General features: G+C 61.1%; 16 protein-coding genes. 9 read left to right on the top strand and 7 right to left on the bottom strand.

Features of this window, described 5'->3' with window-relative positions:
- Nucleotides 1-39 precede the first annotated feature (39 nt).
- From nagZ to D6877_RS03675, 3 genes are read left to right on the top strand one after another with little or no spacing between them, the layout of a single operon-like run.
- Nucleotides 40-1,050, top strand: coding sequence for a beta-N-acetylhexosaminidase (nagZ, locus tag D6877_RS03685; protein WP_130909894.1), 1,011 nt, complete (start codon nt 40-42; stop codon nt 1,048-1,050).
- 12 nt (nt 1,051-1,062) lie between these two features.
- Nucleotides 1,063-1,800 carry an S-methyl-5'-thioinosine phosphorylase gene (locus D6877_RS03680; RefSeq protein WP_056791517.1) on the top strand — a complete coding sequence of 246 codons (738 nt, stop codon included), beginning with the start codon at nt 1,063-1,065 and terminating at the stop codon, nt 1,798-1,800.
- Between the two features lie 9 nt (nt 1,801-1,809).
- Entirely contained in the window at nt 1,810-5,103 is a 3,294-nt protein-coding gene (locus D6877_RS03675) for a DEAD/DEAH box helicase (RefSeq protein ID WP_130909893.1), read from the top strand.
- Nucleotides 5,104-5,225: 122 nt separating this feature from the next.
- On the opposite strand, the gene D6877_RS03670 is transcribed toward D6877_RS03675, so the two are convergent.
- Genes D6877_RS03670 through mfd form a run of 3 tightly spaced genes read right to left on the bottom strand, consistent with a single transcriptional unit; the run spans nt 5,226 to nt 11,954 of the window.
- Nucleotides 5,226-7,916 (bottom strand): DEAD/DEAH box helicase, encoded by a 2,691-nt coding sequence (locus tag D6877_RS03670; RefSeq protein ID WP_130909892.1) that lies wholly within the window; start codon nt 7,914-7,916, stop codon nt 5,226-5,228.
- Nucleotides 7,917-7,927: 11 nt separating this feature from the next.
- Nucleotides 7,928-8,494, bottom strand: a complete 567-nt coding sequence (locus tag D6877_RS03665; RefSeq protein WP_071173055.1) for a CsiV family protein — start codon at nt 8,492-8,494, stop codon at nt 7,928-7,930.
- Between the two features lie 10 nt (nt 8,495-8,504).
- Nucleotides 8,505-11,954, bottom strand: a complete 3,450-nt coding sequence (gene mfd / locus D6877_RS03660; protein ID WP_130909891.1) for a transcription-repair coupling factor — start codon at nt 11,952-11,954, stop codon at nt 8,505-8,507.
- A gap of 354 nt (nt 11,955-12,308) precedes the next feature.
- Here mfd and D6877_RS03655 point away from each other — a divergent pair, with 354 nt between their 5' ends.
- Nucleotides 12,309-13,772: a glyceraldehyde-3-phosphate dehydrogenase gene (locus D6877_RS03655; RefSeq protein WP_130909890.1), complete on the top strand. Its 1,464-nt coding sequence runs from the start codon at nt 12,309-12,311 to the stop codon at nt 13,770-13,772.
- Between the two features lie 172 nt (nt 13,773-13,944).
- Here D6877_RS03655 and D6877_RS03650 read toward each other — a convergent pair whose 3' ends face one another.
- A complete protein-coding gene (locus tag D6877_RS03650; RefSeq protein ID WP_130909889.1) occupies nt 13,945-15,243 on the bottom strand; it encodes an MFS transporter in 1,299 nt (432 codons plus the stop codon).
- Between the two features lie 75 nt (nt 15,244-15,318).
- Between D6877_RS03650 and D6877_RS03645 the strand changes: the two genes are divergently transcribed.
- On the top strand, nt 15,319-16,380 hold the full coding sequence (locus D6877_RS03645) for an FAD:protein FMN transferase (protein ID WP_130909888.1): 1,062 nt from the start codon (nt 15,319-15,321) through the stop codon (nt 16,378-16,380).
- A 201-nt stretch (nt 16,381-16,581) separates the two neighbouring features.
- A complete protein-coding gene (sthA, locus tag D6877_RS03640) occupies nt 16,582-17,976 on the top strand; it encodes a Si-specific NAD(P)(+) transhydrogenase (RefSeq protein ID WP_039760770.1) in 1,395 nt (464 codons plus the stop codon).
- Between the two features lie 42 nt (nt 17,977-18,018).
- On the opposite strand, the gene D6877_RS03635 is transcribed toward sthA, so the two are convergent.
- Together D6877_RS03635 and D6877_RS03630 are read right to left on the bottom strand one after the other, a co-directional pair.
- Nucleotides 18,019-18,741, bottom strand: coding sequence for a glycerophosphodiester phosphodiesterase family protein (locus tag D6877_RS03635; RefSeq protein ID WP_008087738.1), 723 nt, complete (start codon nt 18,739-18,741; stop codon nt 18,019-18,021).
- A gap of 14 nt (nt 18,742-18,755) precedes the next feature.
- Nucleotides 18,756-19,337, bottom strand: a complete 582-nt coding sequence (locus D6877_RS03630) for a PilZ domain-containing protein (RefSeq protein ID WP_130909887.1) — start codon at nt 19,335-19,337, stop codon at nt 18,756-18,758.
- Between the two features lie 94 nt (nt 19,338-19,431).
- On the opposite strand from D6877_RS03630, the gene D6877_RS03625 reads away from it, so the two are divergent.
- The 3 genes from D6877_RS03625 (at nt 19,432) to D6877_RS03615 (ending at nt 22,681) form a co-directional block, all read left to right on the top strand.
- Nucleotides 19,432-20,682, top strand: coding sequence for a lipoprotein-releasing ABC transporter permease subunit (locus D6877_RS03625; protein WP_130909886.1), 1,251 nt, complete (start codon nt 19,432-19,434; stop codon nt 20,680-20,682).
- 7 nt (nt 20,683-20,689) lie between these two features.
- Nucleotides 20,690-21,373 carry a lipoprotein-releasing ABC transporter ATP-binding protein LolD gene (lolD, locus tag D6877_RS03620; RefSeq protein WP_016775477.1) on the top strand — a complete coding sequence of 228 codons (684 nt, stop codon included), beginning with the start codon at nt 20,690-20,692 and terminating at the stop codon, nt 21,371-21,373.
- 63 nt (nt 21,374-21,436) lie between these two features.
- Nucleotides 21,437-22,681, top strand: a complete 1,245-nt coding sequence (locus tag D6877_RS03615; protein WP_024013627.1) for a lipoprotein-releasing ABC transporter permease subunit — start codon at nt 21,437-21,439, stop codon at nt 22,679-22,681.
- Nucleotides 22,682-22,778: 97 nt separating this feature from the next.
- On the opposite strand, the gene D6877_RS29540 is transcribed toward D6877_RS03615, so the two are convergent.
- The coding region (locus D6877_RS29540) for an ATP-binding protein (RefSeq protein ID WP_347233396.1) at nt 22,779-22,920 on the bottom strand (142 nt) is incomplete at its 5' end.

Genomic DNA, 22,920 nt, shown 5'->3' with positions numbered 1-22,920 from the left:
ATGCAAGCAGATCGGGTTTTTCGTTTTCAAGGAATCTCTATGACTGCTGGCCTGCAAGGCTCGTTGATGGTGGACGTCGCCGGTACCTGGCTGACGGCCGAAGATCGCCAATTGTTGCGTCAGCCCGAAGTGGGCGGCCTGATCATTTTCGCCCGCAACATCGAGCATCCTCGCCAAGTGCGCGAACTAAGCGCCGCGATCCGCGCGATTCGCCCGGATCTGCTGCTGGCGGTGGATCAAGAGGGCGGGCGCGTGCAGCGTCTGCGTCAGGGTTTCGTCCGTCTGCCAGCGATGCGCGCCATCGCCGATAACCCGAATGCAGAGTATCTCGCCGAGCAATGCGGCTGGATCATGGCCACCGAAGTGCTGGCGGTCGGGCTCGACTTGAGTTTCGCCCCTGTATTGGACCTGGACTATCAGCGCAGCGCTGTGGTCGGTACCCGTTCATTCGAAGGGGATCCCGAGCGCGCTGCCTTGCTCGCCGGTGCATTCATTCGCGGCATGAACAGCGCCGGCATGGCCGCTACCGGCAAACATTTCCCGGGCCACGGCTGGGCCGAAGCCGACTCCCATGTGGCGATTCCGAACGACGAGCGCAGCCTCGACGAGATCCGCGCCAATGATCTGGTGCCCTTCGCCAAACTCAGCAAACAACTGGCCGCCGTGATGCCAGCCCACGTCATCTATCCGCAAGTCGATGCACAGCCCGCCGGTTTTTCCCGACGCTGGCTGCAGGACATCCTGCGCGGCGAGTTGCAGTTCGACGGCGTGATCTTCAGCGATGATCTGTCGATGGCCGGCGCCCACGTGGTCGGCGACGCTGCCAGCCGCATCGAAGCCGCGCTGAGTGCCGGTTGCGACATGGGTCTGGTATGCAACGACCGCGCCGCTGCCGAACTGGCGCTCAGCGCGGCGCAGCGCATGAAGGTCAAGCCTTCCGCGCGCATCGCGAAGATGCGCGGGCAGGCCTTCGCCAGCACCGATTATCGTCAGGACCCGCGTTGGCTCACCGCCCTCGGCGCGCTCAAAGACGCTCAACTGATCGATTAAGGATTTTTCGTTATGACCGTTTACGCAATCATCGGTGGCACTGGCCTGACTCAGCTCGAAGGCCTGATCATTCGCCAGTCGCTGGCAGTCGACACCCCGTACGGCGCGCCTTCGGCCGAGGTGCAGATTGGTGAATACGCTGGCAAGGAAGTGCTGTTCCTCGCCCGTCACGGTCACCCGCATCGTTTCCCGCCGCACAAGGTCAACTACCGCGCCAACCTCTGGGCGTTGAAGCAGGCGGGTGCCGAAGCGATCATCGCGGTGAATGCCGTTGGCGGGATTCATCCGGCCATGGGCACCGGGCATTTCTGTGTGCCGCACCAGATCGTCGACTACACCAGCGGGCGCGAGCACACCTATTTCGCTGATGATCTGGAGCACGTCACCCACATCGATTTCAGCTTTCCCTACAGCGAGCCGTTGCGTCAGCAATTGATTGCCGCAGTCGCCGCCGAAGGCTGCGAATACAGCGATCAAGGTGTGTACGCCTGCACCCAGGGACCGCGTCTGGAAACGGTCGCCGAGATCGTGCGACTGGAACGTGACGGCTGCGACATCGTCGGCATGACCGGCATGCCGGAAGCGGCGCTGGCCCGTGAGCTGGATCTGGATTACGCCTGTCTGGCGCTGGTGGTGAATCCGGCAGCCGGCAAGACCACCGAAGTCATCACCATGGCCGAAATCGAGCAGGCCCTGCACGACGGCATGGGCAAGGTGAAATCAACGTTGGCCCGAGTGCTGGCCAGCTAAGGACTGTCCATGAGCATTTTCATCGAGCGGCTCAAAGGGCTGACATGGACCCACGCATTCAGTAGCAAGGCGTTGGCCAAGGCCCGGGCTTATGCCGCCGATGACCGGGTCGAGGTCCTCGAGATCGATGACAGGAAGATAGAGGCGTTCTGCGTCGGCTCGCAACTTCAGGCGTATGAGCAAAGCATTTACCTGTCCGAAGATCGGCTGGGGTCGGTAAACCTGCGTTGCCTGTGCAGCTGTCCTGTTGCAATCGACTGCAAGCACAGCGCAGCGGTGCTCTATCACCTGCTGGGCACTGGCGAGGATGCGTCTGGAAGTGACGCGCAGACCCCGTTGGGACGAGCGCTGGAGCATTGGCTTTCGACAATTCCCGTGCCGGCCAAGCCCGCTGAAGAAAGTGCGCAAACCGCAGGCACGCGTCTGTTTTACAAGCTCAAACCGACGTCTGCGAACGGCAAGTGGCTGCTGGATATTTTCAAGGTCTACCAGCTCAAGAGCGGCGAGTTACGCGAAGTCAAACCGATGTACTCGCTCGCGGAAATGCTCATGCGCCAGCCCGGCTACCTGTCCGAGCTGGATCAGCGCATCGCCCGGCTGTTGGTCGCCATGCATTCCCATCACGCCTATTACAGCGGCTATCCGCTGGAAGGCAGCAGTGGCGCCGAACTGCTGGAAATGCTCCTGCGCACTTCGCGGCTGTTCCTCGACTTCGAAGACCTGCGAGCGCTGACACCGGGGGCGAAACGCGTCGGTCAGTTCTCTTGGGCCGAGCAGGCTGACGGCGGATTCCGCGCGCAATGGAGCAGTGCCGAAGCCGCGCAAGAAGCCGTGCTGGCGCTGGAGCCGCTTTATTATCTTGATCGCGAGCAGCGCCAGGTTGGCCCGCTGTTCACTGAGCTGGAAGAAAAGCTCGCCTGCCATTTGACCCTGGCGCCAGACGTTCCGGCGCGTCAGGCCATGCAGTTCAGCCATCGCATGAGCGCGGCGACCCAAATTGCGCCACCACACAAGCTCACCGAACGGATCATCGATGACGTGCTGCCGCAGCCGCAACTGACCCTGGTCAGCGGCCGAGAACGCTCGCGCTGGGAATATGTGCTGGAACACCGCGCCGCTCTGCTGTTTACCTACAACGGTCATCCAGCGGTGGACCGCAACCCGGAAGTGATGATCCTCAACGGCAGCGAAACCCAGCGCATTCAGCGTCAACCTGCGCTGGAAAAGAAGCTGCGCCAGAACCTGCAAAAACATGGCTTCAAGAAAGCCACGCGCAAGAGTGCAATGGATCGTCCTGGCGAGATGTTTACCTTGCCGGATGATTCCGCCTGGCTTGGCTTCATGCACGAAGGGCTGGCCACGCTGCGCGCCGCAGATTGGAAAATCGAGATCAGTCCCGGTTTCCATTTCGATGTACAACCGGTTGAACAGTGGTACGCCGAGGTCGAAGAAGAGGCCACGCATCAGTGGTTTGATTTGCAGTTGGGTATCGTCGTCAACGGCGAACGCTACAGCTTGCTGCCGATCCTTCTGCACCTGTTGCGGACCCAGCCGCGCTTGCTCGACCCGGTCAATCTGGCGCAGCGCAGCGATGATGAAAAACTCCTGATCGAGCTCAAGCCCAGCGGTTTTGGCGAACCGGCGGGCGCCAAGGTCGCGTTGCCGCTGAGCCGGGTCAAACCGCTGATGGCGACGCTGGGCGAGCTGTACCTGGGCGGCCATCAGGGTGATGCGCTGCGCTTGACCGCTCCAGACGCCGCGCGTCTGAGTATGCTCGATGGCGTGCCGCTGGACTGGCAGGGCGACGAACGTCTGCGCACTTTTGCCAAGCGTCTGCAGAATTCCAGCCACGCCCAGGTTGCTGCGCCGGCCGGCCTCAACGCGCAGCTGCGCCCGTATCAGCTCGAAGGCCTGAACTGGATGCAGACCCTGCGCGAGCTGGAGGTCGGCGGCATTCTGGGCGATGACATGGGCCTGGGCAAAACCTTGCAGACCCTGGCGCATCTGCTTACGGAAAAACACGCCGGGCGTCTGGACTGTCCGGCACTGGCGGTGATGCCCACCAGCCTGATACCCAACTGGCTCGACGAAGCCGAGCGCTTCACGCCGCAGTTGAAAGTGCTGGCGCTGCACGGCACCGGGCGGCAAAAGGACTTTGCCAATCTGGGCGAATACGACTTGGTGCTGACCACTTACGCATTGCTGCCCAGGGATCTGGAAATCTTGCAGCCGCAGTCGTGGAGCGTGCTGATTCTCGACGAGGCGCAGAACATCAAGAACCCCCTGAGCAAAGCTGCGCAGGCGGCCCGTGACCTGCAGGCTCGCCAGCGCTTGTGTCTGAGCGGAACGCCACTGGAAAACCACCTCGGCGAGCTGTGGTCGCAGTTCCATTTCCTCATGCCCGGCTGGCTCGGCGACAGCAAATCCTTTAACCGCGATTACCGCACGCCGATCGAGAAGCACGGCAATGTCCAGCGCATGCAGCACCTGACCGCACGCATCAAGCCGTTTTTGCTGCGGCGCAAGAAAGATCAGGTCGCTACCGAGTTGCCACCGAAAACCGAGATCATTCATTGGGTCGAACTCAGCGATGGTCAGCGCGACGTCTATGAGACGGTGCGTGTGGCGATGGACAAAAAGGTCCGCGACGAAATCGCCCGCAGCGGTGTGGCGCGCAGTCAGATCATCATCCTCGATGCGCTGCTCAAGCTGCGCCAGGTCTGCTGCGATCTACGCTTGGTCAATATGCCGCTCACGGCGAAAGCGTTGCGCTCGGGCAGCGGCAAGCTGATCAGCCTGATGGAGATGCTTGAAGAATTGCTCGGCGAAGGGCGGCGCATTCTGCTGTTCTCGCAGTTCACCTCGATGCTCGCGCTGATCGAGCAGGAGTTGCAGCAGCGCGGGCTCGGCTATTCGCTGCTGACCGGCGACACCACCGACCGGCGCACGCCGGTCAAGAACTTCCAGGGCGGCAAGGTGCCGTTGTTCCTGATCAGCCTCAAGGCTGGCGGTACCGGTCTGAACCTGACGGCGGCGGACACGGTGATTCACTTCGATCCTTGGTGGAACCCGGCGGTGGAGAATCAGGCGACTGATCGGGCGTATCGCATCGGCCAGAACAATCCGGTGTTCGTCTACAAGTTGATTGCCAAAGGCACCGTCGAAGAAAAGATCCAGGCGTTGCAGCAGGAGAAAGCGGCGCTGGCCGGGGCGGTGCTTGAGGGTGGCACGACGGGCGGATTCAAACTGGAACAGAGTGATATCGAGGCGTTGTTTGCGCCGTTGCCGGTTTCCAGAGGTTGAAGGGTTTAAATCGCGGTGTGGCCATTCGCGAGCAGGCTCGCTCCCACATTTGATCTTCAGTGAATCTGGATCGTGTGGGAGCGAGCCTGCTCGCGATAGCTATCTGATCAGCGACGCCGATTTCAGCGCTTGTCGATCTTGTCCGGCAACGGCGCAAACAGCGCTTCAATATCATCGCTCTGCAACTTCCAGTCCCCGGCCTTGCGCCCATCGAGCACGCCCGCGGCCAGGTCAGACTTTTCCTTCTGCAGGTGCTGAATCTTCTCTTCCACCGTGCCCCGGGCAATCATCTTGTAGACGAACACCGGTTTTTCCTGGCCAATGCGATAGGCCCGGTCCGTCGCCTGATTCTCGGTTGCCGGGTTCCACCACGGGTCGTAGTGAATCACCGTATCGGCTTCGGTCAGGTTCAAACCGACGCCACCGGCCTTCAGGCTGATCAGAAAGATCTGACGCGTGCCGCTCTGGAATTCCTTCACCGGGGTGCGCCGGTCACGGGTCTGGCCAGTGAGGAGGGCGTAAGCGATCTTGCGTTTTTTCAATTCCTCTTCGATCAATGACAGCATCGAAGTGAATTGCGAGAACAGCAGAATCCGCCGACCTTCCTCGAACAATTCCTCAAGCATTTCCATCAGGCTGTCGAGCTTGCCCGAGGTGCTGCCGCGTGCGGGCAGGGTGGCGTCGTTGACCAGGCGCAGATCGCAGCAGACCTGGCGCAGCTTGAGCAATGCTTCGAGAATGATGATCTGACTGCGTGCCACGCCTTTGCGAGTGATCTCGTCACGGACTTTCTTGTCCATCGCCAGGCGCATGGTCTCGTACACGTCGCGCTGCGCTTCGTTGAGTTCGACCCAATGGATGATTTCGGTTTTCGGCGGCAGCTCCGTGGCGACCTGCTCTTTGGTGCGGCGCAGCAGAAACGGTTTTATCCGACCGTTAAGGTGTTGCAGTCTGACTTCACTGCCGCGCTTTTCGATCGGCACACGGTAATCGGCATTGAAGCTTTTCACGTCGCCGAGCCAGCCCGGCAACAGGAAGTGGAATAGCGACCAGAGTTCGCCCAAGTGGTTCTCCAGCGGCGTGCCGCTGAGGCACAGGCGCTGGCGCGCATTCAGCTCGCGCGCGGCCTGGGCGGCTTTGCTGTTGGGGTTCTTGATGTATTGCGCTTCGTCCAGCACCAAAACATGCAGCGGCTGTTTGGCGAGACGCTCAGCGTCCTTGGGCAGCAGGGCGTAAGTGGTGAGGATCAGGTCGAAGTCGGCCAGATTGTCGAAGTGTTTCTTGCGCGTGGCGCCATACAGGGCGAGCACTTTCAGCTGCGGAGTGAAGTGCGCCGCCTCATCGAGCCAGTTCGGAATCAGGCTGGTCGGCATCACCACCATGCACGGGCGATCGAGGCGTCCGGCGTTCTTCTCGCTGAGAATATGCGCCAGGGTCTGTAGGGTTTTGCCCAGGCCCATGTCATCCGCAAGAATCCCGCCGACTTCCAGTTGCCGCAGCGATTGCATCCAGCTCAAACCTTCGAGCTGATACGGGCGCAGCGTTGCATTCAGACCTTGCGGCGCTTCGGCCGTGAAATCGCGGATGTCGCGCAGGCGCTGGGCGAAGGTGCGGATCTGCTCGCCGCCTTCCCACAACAGCGGCAGGCCTTCCAGCGAATTGAGCCGGGTGGCGTCAGCCTTGCTCAGGCGCAGGGTGGTTTCGCCCGGCTCCTGTAAATAGAACTCACCCAGCGTCATCAATACCGGCTTCAAGCGACCGAGCGGCAGCGCCACTTGCAACGGCCCATGCTCGCTGCTGCGTTGCGGAATGTTGACCAGAATCAACTCGTCATCGCGACGGCGGGCGAGGCGTTCCGGGTTGAGGATCTCGGTGTGCGAGCGCATCAGATTCAGCAGAATCGGCAGCAGGCTCAGGCGCTCGCCGTTGACGATGATGCCCAGTTCCAGATCGAACCAGTCGCGCTCCGGCGCCTGTTCGACGGTGGCGTACCAGTCGTCGACGGCGGTCAGGTCGAAGCCGAATTCCTCATCGATCTGCAACTCCCAGCCCTGGCTGCGCAACTTTGGCAGGTCATTCAGCGTGAAGGTCAGCCAGGCGCTGTCGTTGACCATCTCGTAGAGCTCGCCGGCGCTTTCCGGCAGCGCTTTGCTCTGCCTTGTGGCGATGCGGAAACCGAGGATGCGTAACTGTTCGCGGTAGGACTGTTCGACGTCCGGGTGACGTTTTATTCGCAGGGTCTGGGCTTCCTGACGGATCAGGATATCGCTGTGTTTTTGCCCGCTGACGTATTCGTCCAGATAGCTGAACGACAGTGCCGCGCGATGCTGAATGTAGCGCTGCATCTTGCCGTTGCGCGGCTCGAAGGCGCTGAACTCGACACTGGCCAGCCACAGGCGTGGCACCGGTTGCACGTTGTCCACCAGCACTTGCGGCGGCGCTTTCGGGCTACGGTTTTCCAGCACGGCCTGGAGCTTCTCCAGCAGCTCGGCATCTTTAGCGGCGGCGGGGTAGTCGAGGGTTTCCTGGATTTTCAGCAGCACCGCCGCGCAATGTTTGCAATTGCTGCGCACCGGGCAGGTGCAGGTGGCGTCGACCAGCAACAGCGTCGCTTTGGCTGACTCACGCAGATGGATGGTTTGCCGGTAAACACTGCCGCCGGAGCCTTCGCAACTGGCGGTGATGGTCGCATCGCCGACCTGGGCGATGCGCACTCGATTCTCCAAAGCGTAGCGGCGGCCGCGCTCCAGACTCTGTTCTTTGAATCGGCTGACCCACGACGGGGCCAGCGGTTTGCTCAGGGGCGGCGGCATAAGGACTTCGATCAGTCCGGCACGACTTCAGGCGCTTCGCGAGGCGCTGGCGCGGTCAGGGAAGTGATCTTGATCAGCAGGGCCAGATGACCGTTGTCGAGGTAATTGAGCTGGCCGTTCTTGGTGTGGCTGTCCTGACGCAGGCGCTCACTGGCAGTGACCAAGCCATTGGCGTCGATCTGATTGACCCAGAAATCGGCAGTCACGTCGGTGAAGCGGCCGAGTTTCATTTCCAGCGTGCCCTCGATGGGGAACTGGCCGAACTGCTCCTGACCTTCGCTGACTGCGACTTTCGCCGGCGCTTCGCCGAGGCTCTGCTGCCAGGCTTTGTGCATCAGCACGGTGTACTCGCCGCTGGCGGTGAGTTTGCTCACTACATCATTCAACGCCGGGGTGCGCTGGCTGTCGCTACCCAGACGCTGGGCGCCTGCGGCCCAGTCTTCCGGGGCGGCGCGGCTGACGATGGCCGGGACGGCATTCTGGCGCACCAGGATCATTTCGACCTGATACGTGTCATCGGCAAACGCCGTCGGTGCTGCAAGTGCAAGCAACAAAGTCAGAGAGCGGAACAGGCGCATCGGGCGTCCTTCAAGCGGATTTCGGGATGAGACGCTCAAACAGCGCCTCGACAGTATTGAAACGTTCTTCCGGGCGCTCCATCGGCACCTGGAATTTAAACATCGTCGCGCCTTCGAACTTGTAGCGCTTGGGCTGCGTCTGGATCAGCTTGATCAGGGTCATCGGGTCAACCGGTGTCTGCGCTTCGAACTCGATGCGTCCGCCTTGCGGTCCACCGTCGACTTTCTTGATGCCAAGCTTTTCCGCCTGCAATTTCAGCGCGGTGATCCGCACCAGGTTCTTGGTCGGCTCCGGCAACAGGCCGAAGCGGTCGATCATCTCCACCTGCAGATCCTTGAGACCTTCCTCGTCGGTGGCCGAGGCGATGCGTTTATACAGAATCAACCGCGCATGCACATCCGGCAGATAATCTTCCGGAATCAGCGCCGGCACCCGCAGATTGACTTCCGGCCCGCCACCAAGCGGTTGATCGAGGTTCGGCTGCTCGCCCTTGCGGATCGACTTCACCGCGCGCTCGAGCATTTCCATGTACAGGGTGAAGCCGACGGCCTGAATCTGCCCGCTCTGGCCATCGCCGAGCAGTTCGCCGGCGCCACGGATTTCCAGGTCGTTGGTGGCCAGGACGAAACCGGCGCCGAGGTCCTGGGTATTGGCGATCGCCTCCAGACGCTTTTCCGCGTCGGAAGTGATCTGCTGGCGCGGCGGCGTCAGCAGGTAGGCGTAGGCCTGGTGGTGACTGCGGCCGACACGACCACGCAACTGGTGCAGCTGGGCCAGGCCGAACTTGTCAGCGCGTTCGATGATGATGGTGTTGGCGCTCGGCACGTCGATGCCGGTCTCGATGATGGTCGAGGCGATCAGCACGTTGAAGCGCTTGTGGTAGAAGTCGCTCATCACCTGTTCGAGTTCACGTTCGCGCATCTGCCCGTGGCCGATACCGATGCGCGCTTCCGGCACCAGTTCGGCGAGGTCGGCGGCGCATTTCTCGATGGTCTTCACATCGTTGTGCAGGTAGTAAACCTGACCGCCACGCAGCAGTTCACGCAGCAGGGCCTCTTTGACCGTGCTCTTGTTCTGTTCCATGACGAAGGTGCGCACCGACAGGCGTCGCGCCGGCGGCGTGGCGATGATCGACAGGTCGCGCATGCCCGATACCGCCATGTTCAGCGTGCGCGGAATCGGCGTCGCGGTCAGGGTCAGAATGTCGACTTCGCTGCGCAGGGCCTTGAGCTGTTCTTTCTGGCGTACGCCAAAACGGTGTTCTTCGTCGATGATCACCAGCCCGAGGTTTTTGATCTTCACATCATCGGACAGCAGCTTGTGCGTGCCGATGACGATGTCGATCTTGCCTTCCGCCAGATCGGCGATCGCCGCGTTGACTTCCTTGGCCGACTTGAAGCGGCTCATCACTTCCACCGTTACCGGCCAGTCGGCGAAGCGGTCGCGGAAGCTGTTGTAGTGCTGCTGGGCGAGCAGGGTGGTCGGCACCAGAATCGCCACCTGACGACCGCCGTGTACGGCAATGAACGCGGCGCGCATGGCCACTTCAGTCTTGCCGAAGCCAACGTCGCCGCAGACCAGACGATCCATCGGTTTCGGCGCGAGCATGTCTTCGCGCACGGCCTCGATGGTGGCTTGCTGATCGGGTGTTTCTTCGAACGGGAAACCGGCGCTGAAGGTGGCGTAATCGGCCTTCGGGTCGGCGAAGGCATAACCTTCGCGGGCGGCGCGACGGGCATAAATGTCGAGCAATTCGGCGGCGACGTCACGCACCTGCTCGGCGGCCTTGCGCTTGGCTTTCTGCCAGGTCTCCGAACCGAGGCGATGCAGCGGCGCGAGCGAATCGTCGCTGCCGGTGTAACGTGCGATCAGGTGCAGGTTGGCCACCGGCACGTAAAGCTTGGCGTTCTCGGCGTATTCGAGGGTGAGGAATTCGGCGGCCTGATTGTCGATTTCCAGAATCGTCAGGCCCAGATAGCGGCCGACACCGTGATCGATGTGCACCACCGGCGCGCCTTCGCGCAGCTCGGTGAGGTTCTTGATCACCGCATCGTTGCTGACGTCGCTGCGCTTCTCGCGACGACGACGTTGCATGACTCGTTGGCCGAACAGCGGGCTTTCCGCCACCAGCGCCAGCGCCGGGTCGTCGAGCAGCAGACCTTCGTCGAGCGGGGCGATGGTGATCGCCAGACGATCCTTGCTGGCGACGAAGTCCGGCCAGCTGTCGACGGTTTTCGGCCGCAACTTCAGGCGTTCCAACAGCTCCAGCAGGACTTCGCGACGACCCGCCGATTCGGCGGTGAACAGCACGCGACCGGGGAATTCTTCGAGGAAGCCGGCCAGCGCCGCCAGCGGTTGCGTGGCCTTGCCTTCGATGGCCAGATCCGGCAGCGCATGGGCCGGGAAGCGTTCACGGCCGACACCGCTTTCGACGTCCTGCTGACTGGCGACGACGCGTGGCCAGTTCTTCAGGCGCGCGAAGCAGTCTTCCACTGGCAGGAACAGTTCGGCCGGTGGCAATAAAGGACGCGAAGGATCGACACGGCGTTCTTCGTAACGATTGCGCACGTCGTTCCAGAAGTTTTCCGCCGCCTGCTCGATGCCCGGCAGCGAGAACACTTGGGTGTCCTGAGGCAGGTAGTCGAACAGCGTCGAGGTTTCGTCGAAGAACAGCGGCAGGTAGTACTCGATGCCGGCCGGGGTGATACCACTGCTCAAATCCTGAAATATCGGGCAGCGGCGGAAGTCGACGTCGAAGCGCTCGCGAAAGCGCGCCTTGAAGCGGGTGACTGCATCTTTCTGCAACGGAAACTCGCGGGCCGGCAGCAGCTTGACCGACTCGACCTTGTCGATCGAGCGCTGGGTTTCCGGATCAAAGGTGCGCAGGGTTTCGATTTCGTCATCGAACAGGTCGATGCGATACGGCAGTTTGCTGCCCATCGGGAACAGGTCGATCAGCGCGCCGCGTACGGTGAACTCGCCGTGCTCGTACACCGTGTCGACATAGCGATAGCCGCTGGCTTCGAGCCGCGCGCGCATCTGTTCGACGTCGAGCTTCTGGCCGATGTCCAGCACCAGGCTGCTGCCGAGCAGGAATTTGGTCGGCGCCAAGCGATGCAAAGCGGTGGTGATCGGTACCACCAGCACGCCGTGGGCCAGTTCCGGCAGGCGATACAGACTGGCGATGCGCTGGGAGATGATGTCCTGGTGCGGCGAGAACAGGTCGTAGGGCAGGGTTTCCCAGTCGGGGAAATGCAGTACGGGCAAATCCGGGGCGAAGAAACTCAGCTCCTGTTCCAGCCGTTCGGCACTTTGGCTGTCGGCGGTCAGCAGCAGGGTAAAGCGCTTGGCAGCGCTGGCAGCCTCGGCAATCGCCAGGCTGAGGGCGGCACCGGGCAGATTGCCCCAGTGCTGTTTACCTGCTTCGGCAGGGAGTAGCGGTAGACGCAGAACAGGCACGGAAGGTTGAGCTCCAGGCGTTGCGACAAAGTCGGTAATTGTAGCGGCCTCCGGTGCCGCCTGTCAGTTGCAGACTGCGTCTATCTTCATGGTTTGGACGAAATGTAGTGGTAACCATAAAAACGAGCACTTTTTTCATGGTTATGTAGTGCCGAAACCGGGTGGTGTTACGGAGGGTTACAGACATCGTCTAACAGTCGTCGAAAAATTGACTGCGCTGAAAGCCCCGGTTTTATTGGGCTGGAGAAGGGCGTAAATTTTTTGAACGGGATTTTGTTACCGATTGCGCGACAAGCGCGCATTGCTGAAAGGGCTTGTCGGCGGCATAATGTAGCCCCTTTTTTCTGCCCCTACATGTGGAAGGTTACCGTGACTCAGAAGCCCGACCAGTGTCTTGGTGAATGGATCGACCGTGAAGCACTCGCAGAAGCGATGATCCCGCTTATCGGTCAGCTCTACCGCAATAACAACGTGGTTAGCTCGATCTATGGCCGCAGCCTGATCAACCAGTCTGTCATCGCGATTCTCAAAGCCCACCGCTTTGCTCGCCACCGTTCTACGGACGACAGCGAACTCTCCGTCCACGAAACATTCCCACTGCTCAAGGCCATGAGCGAGCTCAAGCTCGGCGCGGCGTCGGTGGATCTGGGCAAGCTGGCGTTCAAATTCCGCAATGAAGGCAACGGCCGCAGCGCCGAGCAGTTCGTGCGTGAAGAGATGGCTGACGTGGTTGGCCAGCAGAACGCCTCGGCCCGCAAAGGCACCGACGTTGTTCTTTACGGCTTCGGTCGTATCGGCCGTCTGCTGGCGCGCATCCTGATCGAGAAAACCGGTGGTGGCGACGGCCTGCGTCTGCGCGCCATCGTCGTGCGCAAAGGCGCCGAGAACGACCTGACCAAACGCGCCAGCCTGCTGCGTCGCGATTCGGTACACGGTTCGTTCAACGGCACCATTACCATCGATGAAGAAAACAACACCATCACCGCCAACGGTAACCTGATCCAGGTGATCTACGCGAAGAACCCGACCGAGGTGGATTACACCCAGTACGGCATCAAAGACGCGCTGCTGGTGGACAACACCGGTGTCTGGCGTGACGCCGATGGCCTGGGTCAGCACCTGGCCTGCCCGGGTATCGACCGCGTTGTTCTGACCGCGCCTGGCAAGGGCAAGCTGAAGAACATCGTTCATGGCATCAACCACGGTGAAATCACCGCTGACGACAAGATCGTCTCGGCTGCTTCCTGCACCACCAACGCCATCGTGCCGGTGCTCAAAGCGGTCAATGACAAGTTCGGCATCATCAACGGTCACGTCGAAACCGTTCACTCGTACACCAACGACCAGAACCTGATCGACAACTTCCACAAGGGCGATCGCCGTGGCCGCAGCGCCGCGCTGAACATGGTGATCACCGAGACCGGCGCCGCTACCGCGGCTGCCAAGGCTCTGCCTGAGCTGGCCGGCAAGCTGACCGGTAACGCGATTCGCGTGCCGACGCCGAACGTGTCGATGGCCATTCTCAACCTCAACCTAGAGAAAGCCGCCACCCGTGAAGAGATGAACGAGTACCTGCGCTACATGGCGCTGCACTCCGAGCTGCACAAGCAGATCGACTTCGTCAATTCGCAGGAAGTGGTGTCGACCGACTTCGTTGGCTCGCGTCACGCCGGTGTGGTCGATGCTGAAGCGACCATCGTGCAGGACAACCGTGTTGTTCTGTACGTCTGGTACGACAACGAGTTCGGCTACAGCTGCCAGGTGGTACGCGTGATGGAAGACATGGCTGATGTGAATCCGCCAGCGTTCCCGCGCTAAGCCTCAGGCTTGAATGAAAACGCCCCGGCATTTTGTCGGGGCGTTTTTGTTTATGGGCCTGTTGGATCTTCGGCGTCCTTGCCGGCCTCTTCGCGAGCAGGCTCGCTCCCACACTGGATCAGTGTCGTTCACAATCTTCTGTGGGAGCGAGCCTGCTCGCGAAAGCATTCTGTCAGGCGCCGCTGGCTACCGAAGCCTGCGCCGTGCGCAACTCATGCCGATTGCCACGGAACAGCACCAGTGTCGCAATCAGCCCCAACACCGCCGCGCCACTGAGCCATATCCCCGGTGCTGCCTTGTTGTCCAGCACGTGGATCAGGTAGGTACACGCCGCCGGCGTAAAGCCGCCGAATGTAGCCGTCGCCAGGCTGTACGCCAGCGAGAAACCGGTCGTGCGCACTTCCACCGGCATGATCTCGGTCAGTGCCACCACCATTGCGCCGTTGTACGAGCCATAAAGGAACGACAGCCACAGTTCGACAATCAGCAAATGGCTGAAGCTCGGGTTCGCCACCAGCCACGACAGCGCCGGATATGCCGTCAGGATCGCCAGAATCGTCGCTGCCAGCAGTAGGGGTTTTCGGCCGATCTTGTCGGACACAGCGCCCATCACCGGTAGCCAGAAGAAGTTCGACAAGCCGATGCACACCGTCACCAGCAAGGCGTCGAGGTCCGACAGATGCAGCTCGGCCTTGCCAAACGTCGGCGTGTACGCAGTGATCAGGTAGAACGAAACCGTGGTCATCACCACCAGCGCCATGCCGGCAATGACGACGCCGAAGTTCTGGCCGATCGAGCGGACGATTTCGCCGAGGGTAGGGCGGTGGGTGCGCGCCTGGAATTCCGGAGTTTCTTCCAGCGAGCGACGGATGAAGAAAATCACCGGCACGATCATGCAGCCGATCAGAAACGGCACGCGCCAGCCCCATTCGCCCATCTGCTCCGGACTCAGCCAGTGGTTGAGGCCGACGCCGAGCAGACCGGCGAACACCACGGCTGCCTGTTGGCTGGCCGACTGCCAACTGACGAAAAAGCCTTTACGCCCCGGCGTAGAAATTTCCGCCAGATACACCGACACGCCACCCAGTTCCACGCCCGCCGAGAAGCCTTGCAGCAAACGGCCGAACAACACCAGCAGCGGCGCGGCGACGCCGAGCGTCGCGTAGCCGGGCACGCAGGCAATCAGCACTGTACCGGCGGCCATCATCGCTAAAGTGATGATCAGCCCTTTGCGCCGTCCGTGACGGTCGATATAGGCACCGAGGAAAATCGCCCCCAACGGGCGCATCAGGAAGCCGGCACCGAAGGTCGCCAGCGACAGCATCAGCGAAGCGAACGCGCTGTCGGTGGGGAAGAAGGTTTTGGCGATGGCCGTGGCGTAGAAGCCGTAGACCATGAAGTCGAACATTTCGAGGAAGTTGCCGCTGACAACGCGAAAGATCGCTTTGCCTTTGCCCGTGGTGGAGGACATGGGAGGTACTCACTGTTCAATTTTGTATAAAGGCGTTGCAGCCATGGGGAAGCGAGCGGGCGCTTGTAGTTCATAATGGCCGCCGTGGTTTTGCGGGGAGATGAAGAATTGTTAACTGGACGCTGGTTGGGGCCTGTGGTGTTGGCGGTGGCAATCGGCGGCTGCGGCAGCGGCGGCTGCGGCAGCGGCGATTCCCTGGAACAGGTTGGCGGTTCGACCATGGGCAGCACCTGGTCGGTCAAGTACGTGCGCCACGCCGGGGTCGCCGATCCTTCAATGGTGCGCGGCGAAGTGCAGGCCATCCTCGGTGAAGTCGATCAACAGCTGTCGACTTACCGAAGTGACTCCGCCATCGAACGTTTCAACGCCTTGCCCGCCGATAGCTGCCAAGCCATGCCGGCAGCAGTGCTCGAATTGGTCCGCATCGGCGAACAGCTTTCAACGCAAAGCGAAGGCTCCTACGACCTGACCGTGGAACCGCTGCTGGACCTCTGGGGATTCGGCCCGCAAGGACGCGAAGAAAAGGTCCCTGATGCGGCCGCTGTGGCCGAGGTCATGCAGCGGGTCGGTCATCAGCATCTGCGCATCGACGGCGAGCGGTTGTGCAAGGACGCCGCCGTCGAAGTCGACTTCAACAGTATTGCCGCCGGTTACGCCGTGGATATCATTGCTGCCAGATTGCAGGGCATGGGCATCGACAATTATCTGGTCGAAGCCACGGGCGAACTCAAAGCCCGGGGCAAGAAGCCGGATGGTTCAGCGTGGCGCATCGCTCTCGAAGAGCCTCGCGATGACCAGCAAGTGGCGGAGCGGATTATCGATGTCGATGGCTACGGCGTGTCCACCTCCGGTGACTACCGCCACTATTTTCTGCAGGACGGTCGGCGTTATTCCCACACCTTCGATGCCCGCAGCGGGCGACCGGTCCTACACGACCTGGCGTCAGTCACGGTGATTCATCCTTCAGCGTTGATGGCCGATGGACTATCGACGCTGTTGCTGATTCTCGGGCCGGAAAGGGCGCGGGACTATGCCCAAGAGCATGACATTGCTGCATTCTTTGTCCTGCGTGCCGATACAGGTTTCGTCACCCGCAGCAGTCAGGCATTTACGCAGCTTGTCGGTGAAAAAAACTGACCGAAGACAAGACGAAAGCTGGCGTTGTAGTGCAGGCAAAAGTAGCCTACGACGCGACCAAGGGTTAATGTGCGCGGCGTTGACGCTTCTATAGACTGTGTCCGGGTTCTTCACTGGCCCCCAATTGTTCCTTCGCGCCGCCGTTCGGCGTGATTTAGCCGCCGGTGCTGCTGGCACCGCGGCCTGTTCTGAGGAGTACGCATGGCTGTCTACAACTACGACGTGGTGGTACTGGGTTCCGGCCCGGCGGGAGAAGGCGCGGCAATGAACGCCGCCAAAGCGGGGCGCAAGGTCGCGATGGTCGACAGCCGTCGCCAGGTCGGCGGCAACTGCACCCACCTCGGCACCATTCCGTCCAAGGCACTGCGTCACTCGGTGCGGCAGATCATGCAGTTCAACACCAACCCGATGTTCCGCGCGATCGGCGAGCCACGCTGGTTCTCCTTCCCGGACGTGTTGAAAAGCGCCGAAAAAGTCATTTCCAAACAAGTCGCATCGCGCACCGGCTACTACGCCCGTAACCGTGTCGACGTGTTCTTCGGCACCGGCAGCTTCGCCGACGAGCAAACCATCGAAGTGGTCTGCGGCAACGGCGTGGTCGAGAAGCTGGTGGCCAAGCACATCATCATCGCCACCGGTTCGCGTCCGTATCGCCCGGCGGACATCGATTTCCACCACCCGCGCATCTACGATAGCGACACCATCCTCAGCCTCGGCCACACCCCGCGCAAACTGATCGTTTACGGCGCTGGTGTGATCGGTTGCGAATACGCGTCGATCTTCAGTGGTCTGGGTGTGCTGGTCGAGCTGGTCGACAACCGTGGCCAGTTGCTGAGCTTCCTCGACTCGGAAATTTCCCAGGCGCTGAGCTACCACTTCAGCAACAACAACATCACCGTGCGTCACAACGAAGAGTACGACCGCGTCGAAGGCGTGGACAACGGCGTGATCCTGCACCTGAAATCCGGCAAGAAGATCAAGGCCGACGCCTTGCTCTGGTGCAACGGCCGTACCGGCAACACCGACACGCTGGGTCTGGAAAACATCGGGGTCAAGGTCAACAGCCGTGGCCAGATCGAAGTCGACCAGAACTACCGCACCTGCATAGAGAACATCTACGGCGCCGGTGACGTGATCGGCTGGCCAAGCCTGGCCAGTGCCGCCCACGACCAGGGGCGTTCGGCTGCTGGCAGCATCGTCGACAATGGCAGCTGGCGTTTCGTCAATGACGTGCCGACCGGCATCTACACCATTCCGGAGATCAGCTCGATCGGCAAGAACGAGCAGGAGCTGACCCAGGCGAAAGTGCCGTACGAAGTCGGCAAGGCATTTTTCAAGAGCATGGCGCGGGCGCAGATTGCCGGTGAGCCGCAGGGCATGCTGAAGATCCTCTTCCACCGCGAAACGCTGGAAGTGCTTGGCGTGCACTGCTTCGGTTATCAGGCGTCGGAGATCGTTCACATCGGTCAGGCGATCATGAACCAGCCGGGCGAGCTGAATACGCTGAAGTATTTCGTCAACACCACGTTCAACTACCCGACCATGGCCGAAGCCTATCGGGTAGCGGCGTACGACGGCCTCAACCGGCTTTTTTGACGGGCTCCGGCCGGTGGCCTGAGCCGGCCGGGGAGACCGATTTCAGCAATTCTCAAGGGTGGCAGTGGCCAAACCGGGAAAGTCTGTAATCAGGCTGTCAACGCCGAAGTCGGCGAGTCTGCGCATCAGCGCAGGCTCGTTGACGGTCCACACCGACACATGCAGGCCCTGACGCTGCGCCTTCTGCAGGCGTTCCGGCGTACACAGCGTCCAGTTCAAGGCGAGAATTTCACAGCCGTAGCTGGCCGCAACCTTCAGCGGATCGAGCCAGGCGTATTCGGCCACCAGGCCACGGGATACGTCGGGTACCAGATCCAGCGCTGCCTTCAAGACTTCCCGCGAACTCGAAGTGATCGTCACCTTGTCGAGCAGGCCGTGGCGCTGAGCCATTTCCCGAATCGCCAGCACGGTAGTCGCCGCGCGGGTGCGTGATGCGCTTTTGACTTCCAGCTGCCAGTGCTCGAAATCACATTGCTCGAACAACTCTTCCAGCGTTGGAATCGGGCACGGCTTGATCCAGCCCGGGCCCCCCTTGCGCGCGTCGTAGGTGACCAATTCGGCAGCGGTGTGCTCGACGACTTTGCCGCGACGGTCGGTGGTGCGCTTGAGGGTCGGGTCATGAATGACCATCAGCTCGCCGTCCTTGGACAGGTGCAGATCCAGTTCGCAGCGGCGTACGCCGTGCTTGAGGCATTCCTGAAAGCTGCTCAGGGTGTTTTCCGGTGCTTCGCCCTTGGCGCCGCGGTGGCCGTAGATGAGGGTCACGGTGCTTCCTTAAGTTAAATGCCAGATTCGTTCTGTTCGCGGGCCAGACGGCGTTCCTGAGCCTGCTTTTGCAAGATGTAGCGCGCGAGCAATTGGCGCTGGGCATCGGTCGGGCGCTCGAATTCGGTGCCGACGTCAAAGCCATCGCCCTTCGGGTCGCAATGGGTGACCCGGGCACGCAGCAGCAGGCCGAGTGCCTGCGGCATCAGCACCAGTTTCACCGACAGGTGTGCGCCAGTGGCAATCGGGGTCGGGTACTGAAAGTCGATCCCGCCCTCGGAGATGATCACCGGCTGCGGCTCGCCGATGTGGCCGAGCACGGTCAGGGCAATGACCTGGCTGAGCAGGTCGATGCGTTTGTTCTGCGATTTGAGGAACGCGGCGATGGCGCGGTCGCGCTCGCTGATCTGCCGCAACAGGTGCTGCGACTCGAATTCGCTCAGGTGCAGTTCGCTGAGCAGGTTGAAGAGTGGGGAAGCATCCTGCAACACTTCCTGGCCTGCGGCTTCGGGAGCGGACAGGGGCCGAATTTCCAGTGCGATCGTGTCCTCGATACGGTAGTATTCGCGGCGATCTTCTTCATCTAATGTCGACATGGCGAACCCATGGTAGCGGCGGTGGTCTGAGTGTAAAGCTGGTTTTCGACCCCCGCCACAAGGACGTTCCTTTTCCCTCCGAACAAGCCCCGACATGTTCAGACCTCTCTTCGTATTTATCGGCACGCGTTATACCCGTGCAAAGCGTCGCAATCATTTTGTGTCATTCATTTCCCTGACTTCGATGATCGGGCTCGCCCTTGGCGTGGTCGTGATGATCGTCGTGCTGTCGGTGATGAACGGCTTCGACCATGAGATGCGCACCCGCGTGCTGGGCATGGTGCCCCACGCTACTCTCGAGACCGGCGAGCCGATCAATGACTGGCAAAGCCTTGCCGACAAGGTCAAGCAGAACCGGCAGGTGACGGCGGTGGCGCCGTTCACCCAGATGCAGGGCCTGCTGACCAACAACGGTCAGGTTTCCAAGGTGTTGCTCAATGCCATTGATCCTGCGCTCGAGCGCAATGTGTCGATCATCGACAACTTCATGAAGCAGGGCAGACTCGACGACCTGACACCGGGCAGCTTCGGCATCGTCATCGGCGACAAGGCGGCGACCAAGCTCGGCGTCGGCATTGGCGACAAGGTTACTTTCGTCGCACCGGAGGTCAGCGTGACCCCGGCCGGGATGTTCCCGCGCATGAAGCGCTTCACCGTGGTCGGGATTTTCCATGTCGGCGCCGGTGAGCTCGACGGCTACCTCGGCGTGACCAATCTGCAGGATCTGGCGAAAATGCATCGCTGGAAAGCCGATCAGGTGCAGGGCCTGCGGCTGAAGTTCGACGACCTGTTCCAGGCACCGCGTGAGGCGTGGAACATTGCCCAGCAGCTCGGCGAAGATCGTTACTACGCCCGCGACTGGACCCGCACCCACGGCAACCTGTATCAAGCGATCCGCATGGAAAAAGCCATGATCGGGCTGCTGTTGCTGCTGATCGTCGCCGTCGCCGCGTTCAACATTATTTCCACGCTGGTGATGGTGGTGAACGACAAGAAGGGCGACATCGCCATTCTGCGTACCCTCGGCGCCACTCCGGGCACGATCATGCGCACGTTCATGGTTCAGGGCACGGTAATCGGCGTGGTCGGCACGGCCATTGGCGCGGTGGTCGGGATCCTTGCGGCGCTGAATGTCAGTGCGGCCATTTCGGCGCTTGAAGGGCTGATCGGCCACAAGTTCCTTAATGCTGACGTGTATTTCATTGATTATCTTCCTTCGCAGGTCCAGAGCCAGGACGTCGTCATGGTCTGCGCCGCTGCGTTGGTCCTGAGTTTCCTCGCCACCCTGTATCCCGCCTGGCGTGCCGCGCGCACCCAGCCGGCGGAGGCGTTACGTTATGAGTGAGTCGGGCATGAGTGAACAAGCAATTCTGAGCTGCCGTAACCTGGGCAAATCCTACGAGGAGGGTCCGGAGTCGGTACAAGTGCTGGCCGGCCTGCAACTGGAGCTGCACCCGGGCGAACGTGTAGCGATCGTGGGCAAATCCGGTTCCGGCAAGAGTACCTTGCTCAACCTGCTCGGCGGTCTCGATACGCCAAGCAAGGGCAGCGTCTGGCTCGACGGTGAAGAACTGTCTGCGTTGAGCGAGAAAAAGCGTGGCCTGCTGCGCAATCGCGCGCTTGGCTTCGTTTATCAGTTTCACCACCTGCTGCCTGAATTCACCGCGCTGGAGAACGTCTGCATGCCGCTGTTGATCGGCAAGACCGCCATTCCGGAGGCGCGTCAGCGTGCCACGGCATTGCTGGAACGTGTCGGTCTGGGCCATCGTCTGGAACATAAACCGGCGGAACTCTCCGGCGGCGAGCGTCAGCGCGTGGCCATCGCTCGTGCCCTGGTCAACAACCCGGGGCTGGTGATGCTCGATGAGCCGACCGGCAACCTTGACCTGCACACCGCCGAAGGCATCCAGGACCTGATGCTGGAGCTGAGCACTTCGATGCGCACGGCGTTCCTGGTGGTGACGCACGACATGAACCTGGCTCGCCAGATGGACCGCGTCCTGCAGTTGCAGGAAGGTTGCCTCACTCCCATCTGACTGGCTGAAACCCGGCGCCCGTAACGGCGCCGGGTCTTTTATTTCTATACGGTGCCCCAGCGAATGTTCAGACCGTTATCGATCTTTATCGGCACGCGCTATACCCGCGCCAAGCGCCGCAATCGCTTTGTTTCGTTCATTTCGATGACCTCGATGATCGGCCTCGCCCTCGGCGTGCTGGCGATGATCGTGGTGCTGTCGGTGATGAACGGCTTTCAGCGCGAGATGAGCTCGCGCATCCTCGGCATGGTGCCCCATGCCACCATCGTTGGCGTCAAGCCGATCGATGACTGGCAGCCGGTGGCCGCCGCCGCGATGAAAAATCCTGAAGTGACTGCCGCCGTGCCGTTCACCGAGATGGAAGGCATGCTGTCCTACAAGGGTTCGATGCAGCCGATCCAGATCAGCGGCGTTGATCCGGCCCAGGAAGGCAAGGTGTCGATCGTTGCCCAGCACATCGTGCAGGGGCGTCTTGATGCCTTGAAACCGGGCGAATTCGGTGTGGTGATCGGTGAGATCACCGCGCGGCGTTTCCGCCTTAATGTCGGCGACAAGATCACCCTGATCGTCCCGGAAGTCAGCACCGCACCGGGCGGTATCACCCCGCGCATGCAGCGCCTGAATGTGGTGGGCGTGTTCAAGGTCGGCGCCGAGCTGGACGGCTCGATGGGCCTGATCCACGTCGCCGATGCCGCGACCATGCAGCACTGGCAACCGAATCAGGTGCAGAGCGTGCGTCTGGCGGTCAAGGATCTGTACGCGGCGCCGAAGGTGTCTGCGGACATCGCCGGTGGCCTCGGCGCTGACTTCAAGGCTGACGACTGGACCCACACCCAGGGCAGCCTGTTCAGCGCGATGAAGATGGAAAAAACCATGATCGGCCTGCTGTTGCTGATGATCGTCGCGGTGGCGGCGTTCAACATCATCGCGACGCTGATCATGGTGGTGAACGACAAGGGCGCCGACATCGCCATCCTGCGCACGATCGGCGCTACGCCCCGGCAGATCATGGCGATCTTCATGGTCCAGGGCACGGTGATCGGTATTGTCGGCACCATCATTGGCGGCGTGCTGGGCGTGATTGCGGCGCTCAATGTCAGCGAACTGGTCGGCTGGGTCGAGCGCGTGACCGGCCAGCATATCTTCAGTTCGGACGTGTATTTCGTCAGCAACCTGCCTTCGGAACTGCAGGGTGGGGATGTGCTGTTGATCTGCTCGGCGGGATTCATTTTGAGCTTCCTGGCCACGGTGTATCCAGCGTGGCGGGCGGCGAAGATCGAACCGGCGCATGCGTTGAGATACTCGTAACCTTTAGACCGCCTTCGCGAGCAGGCTCGCTCCCACGGTTGGAATGCATTTCCCTGTGGGAGCGAGCCTGCTCGCGAAGGGGCCGGACCTGCTGGCCTCAGTTCTGCTTCGGTAACTGGATCACAAACCGCGTAAACCCCACCTCCGATTCGCAATGAATCGTCCCACCATGGGCACGCACGACCGACTGGGTGATCGCCAGCCCCAACCCCGCATGCTCACTGCTGCCTTCCTGCCGC

It is taken from the genome of Pseudomonas sp. Sample_9 (assembly GCF_004307535.1).
GTDB classification, from domain to species: domain Bacteria; phylum Pseudomonadota; class Gammaproteobacteria; order Pseudomonadales; family Pseudomonadaceae; genus Aquipseudomonas; species Aquipseudomonas mercuritolerans.
Note: the sequence above shows the minus strand (reverse complement) of the source record. Positions and strands in the feature narration are given on the sequence as shown.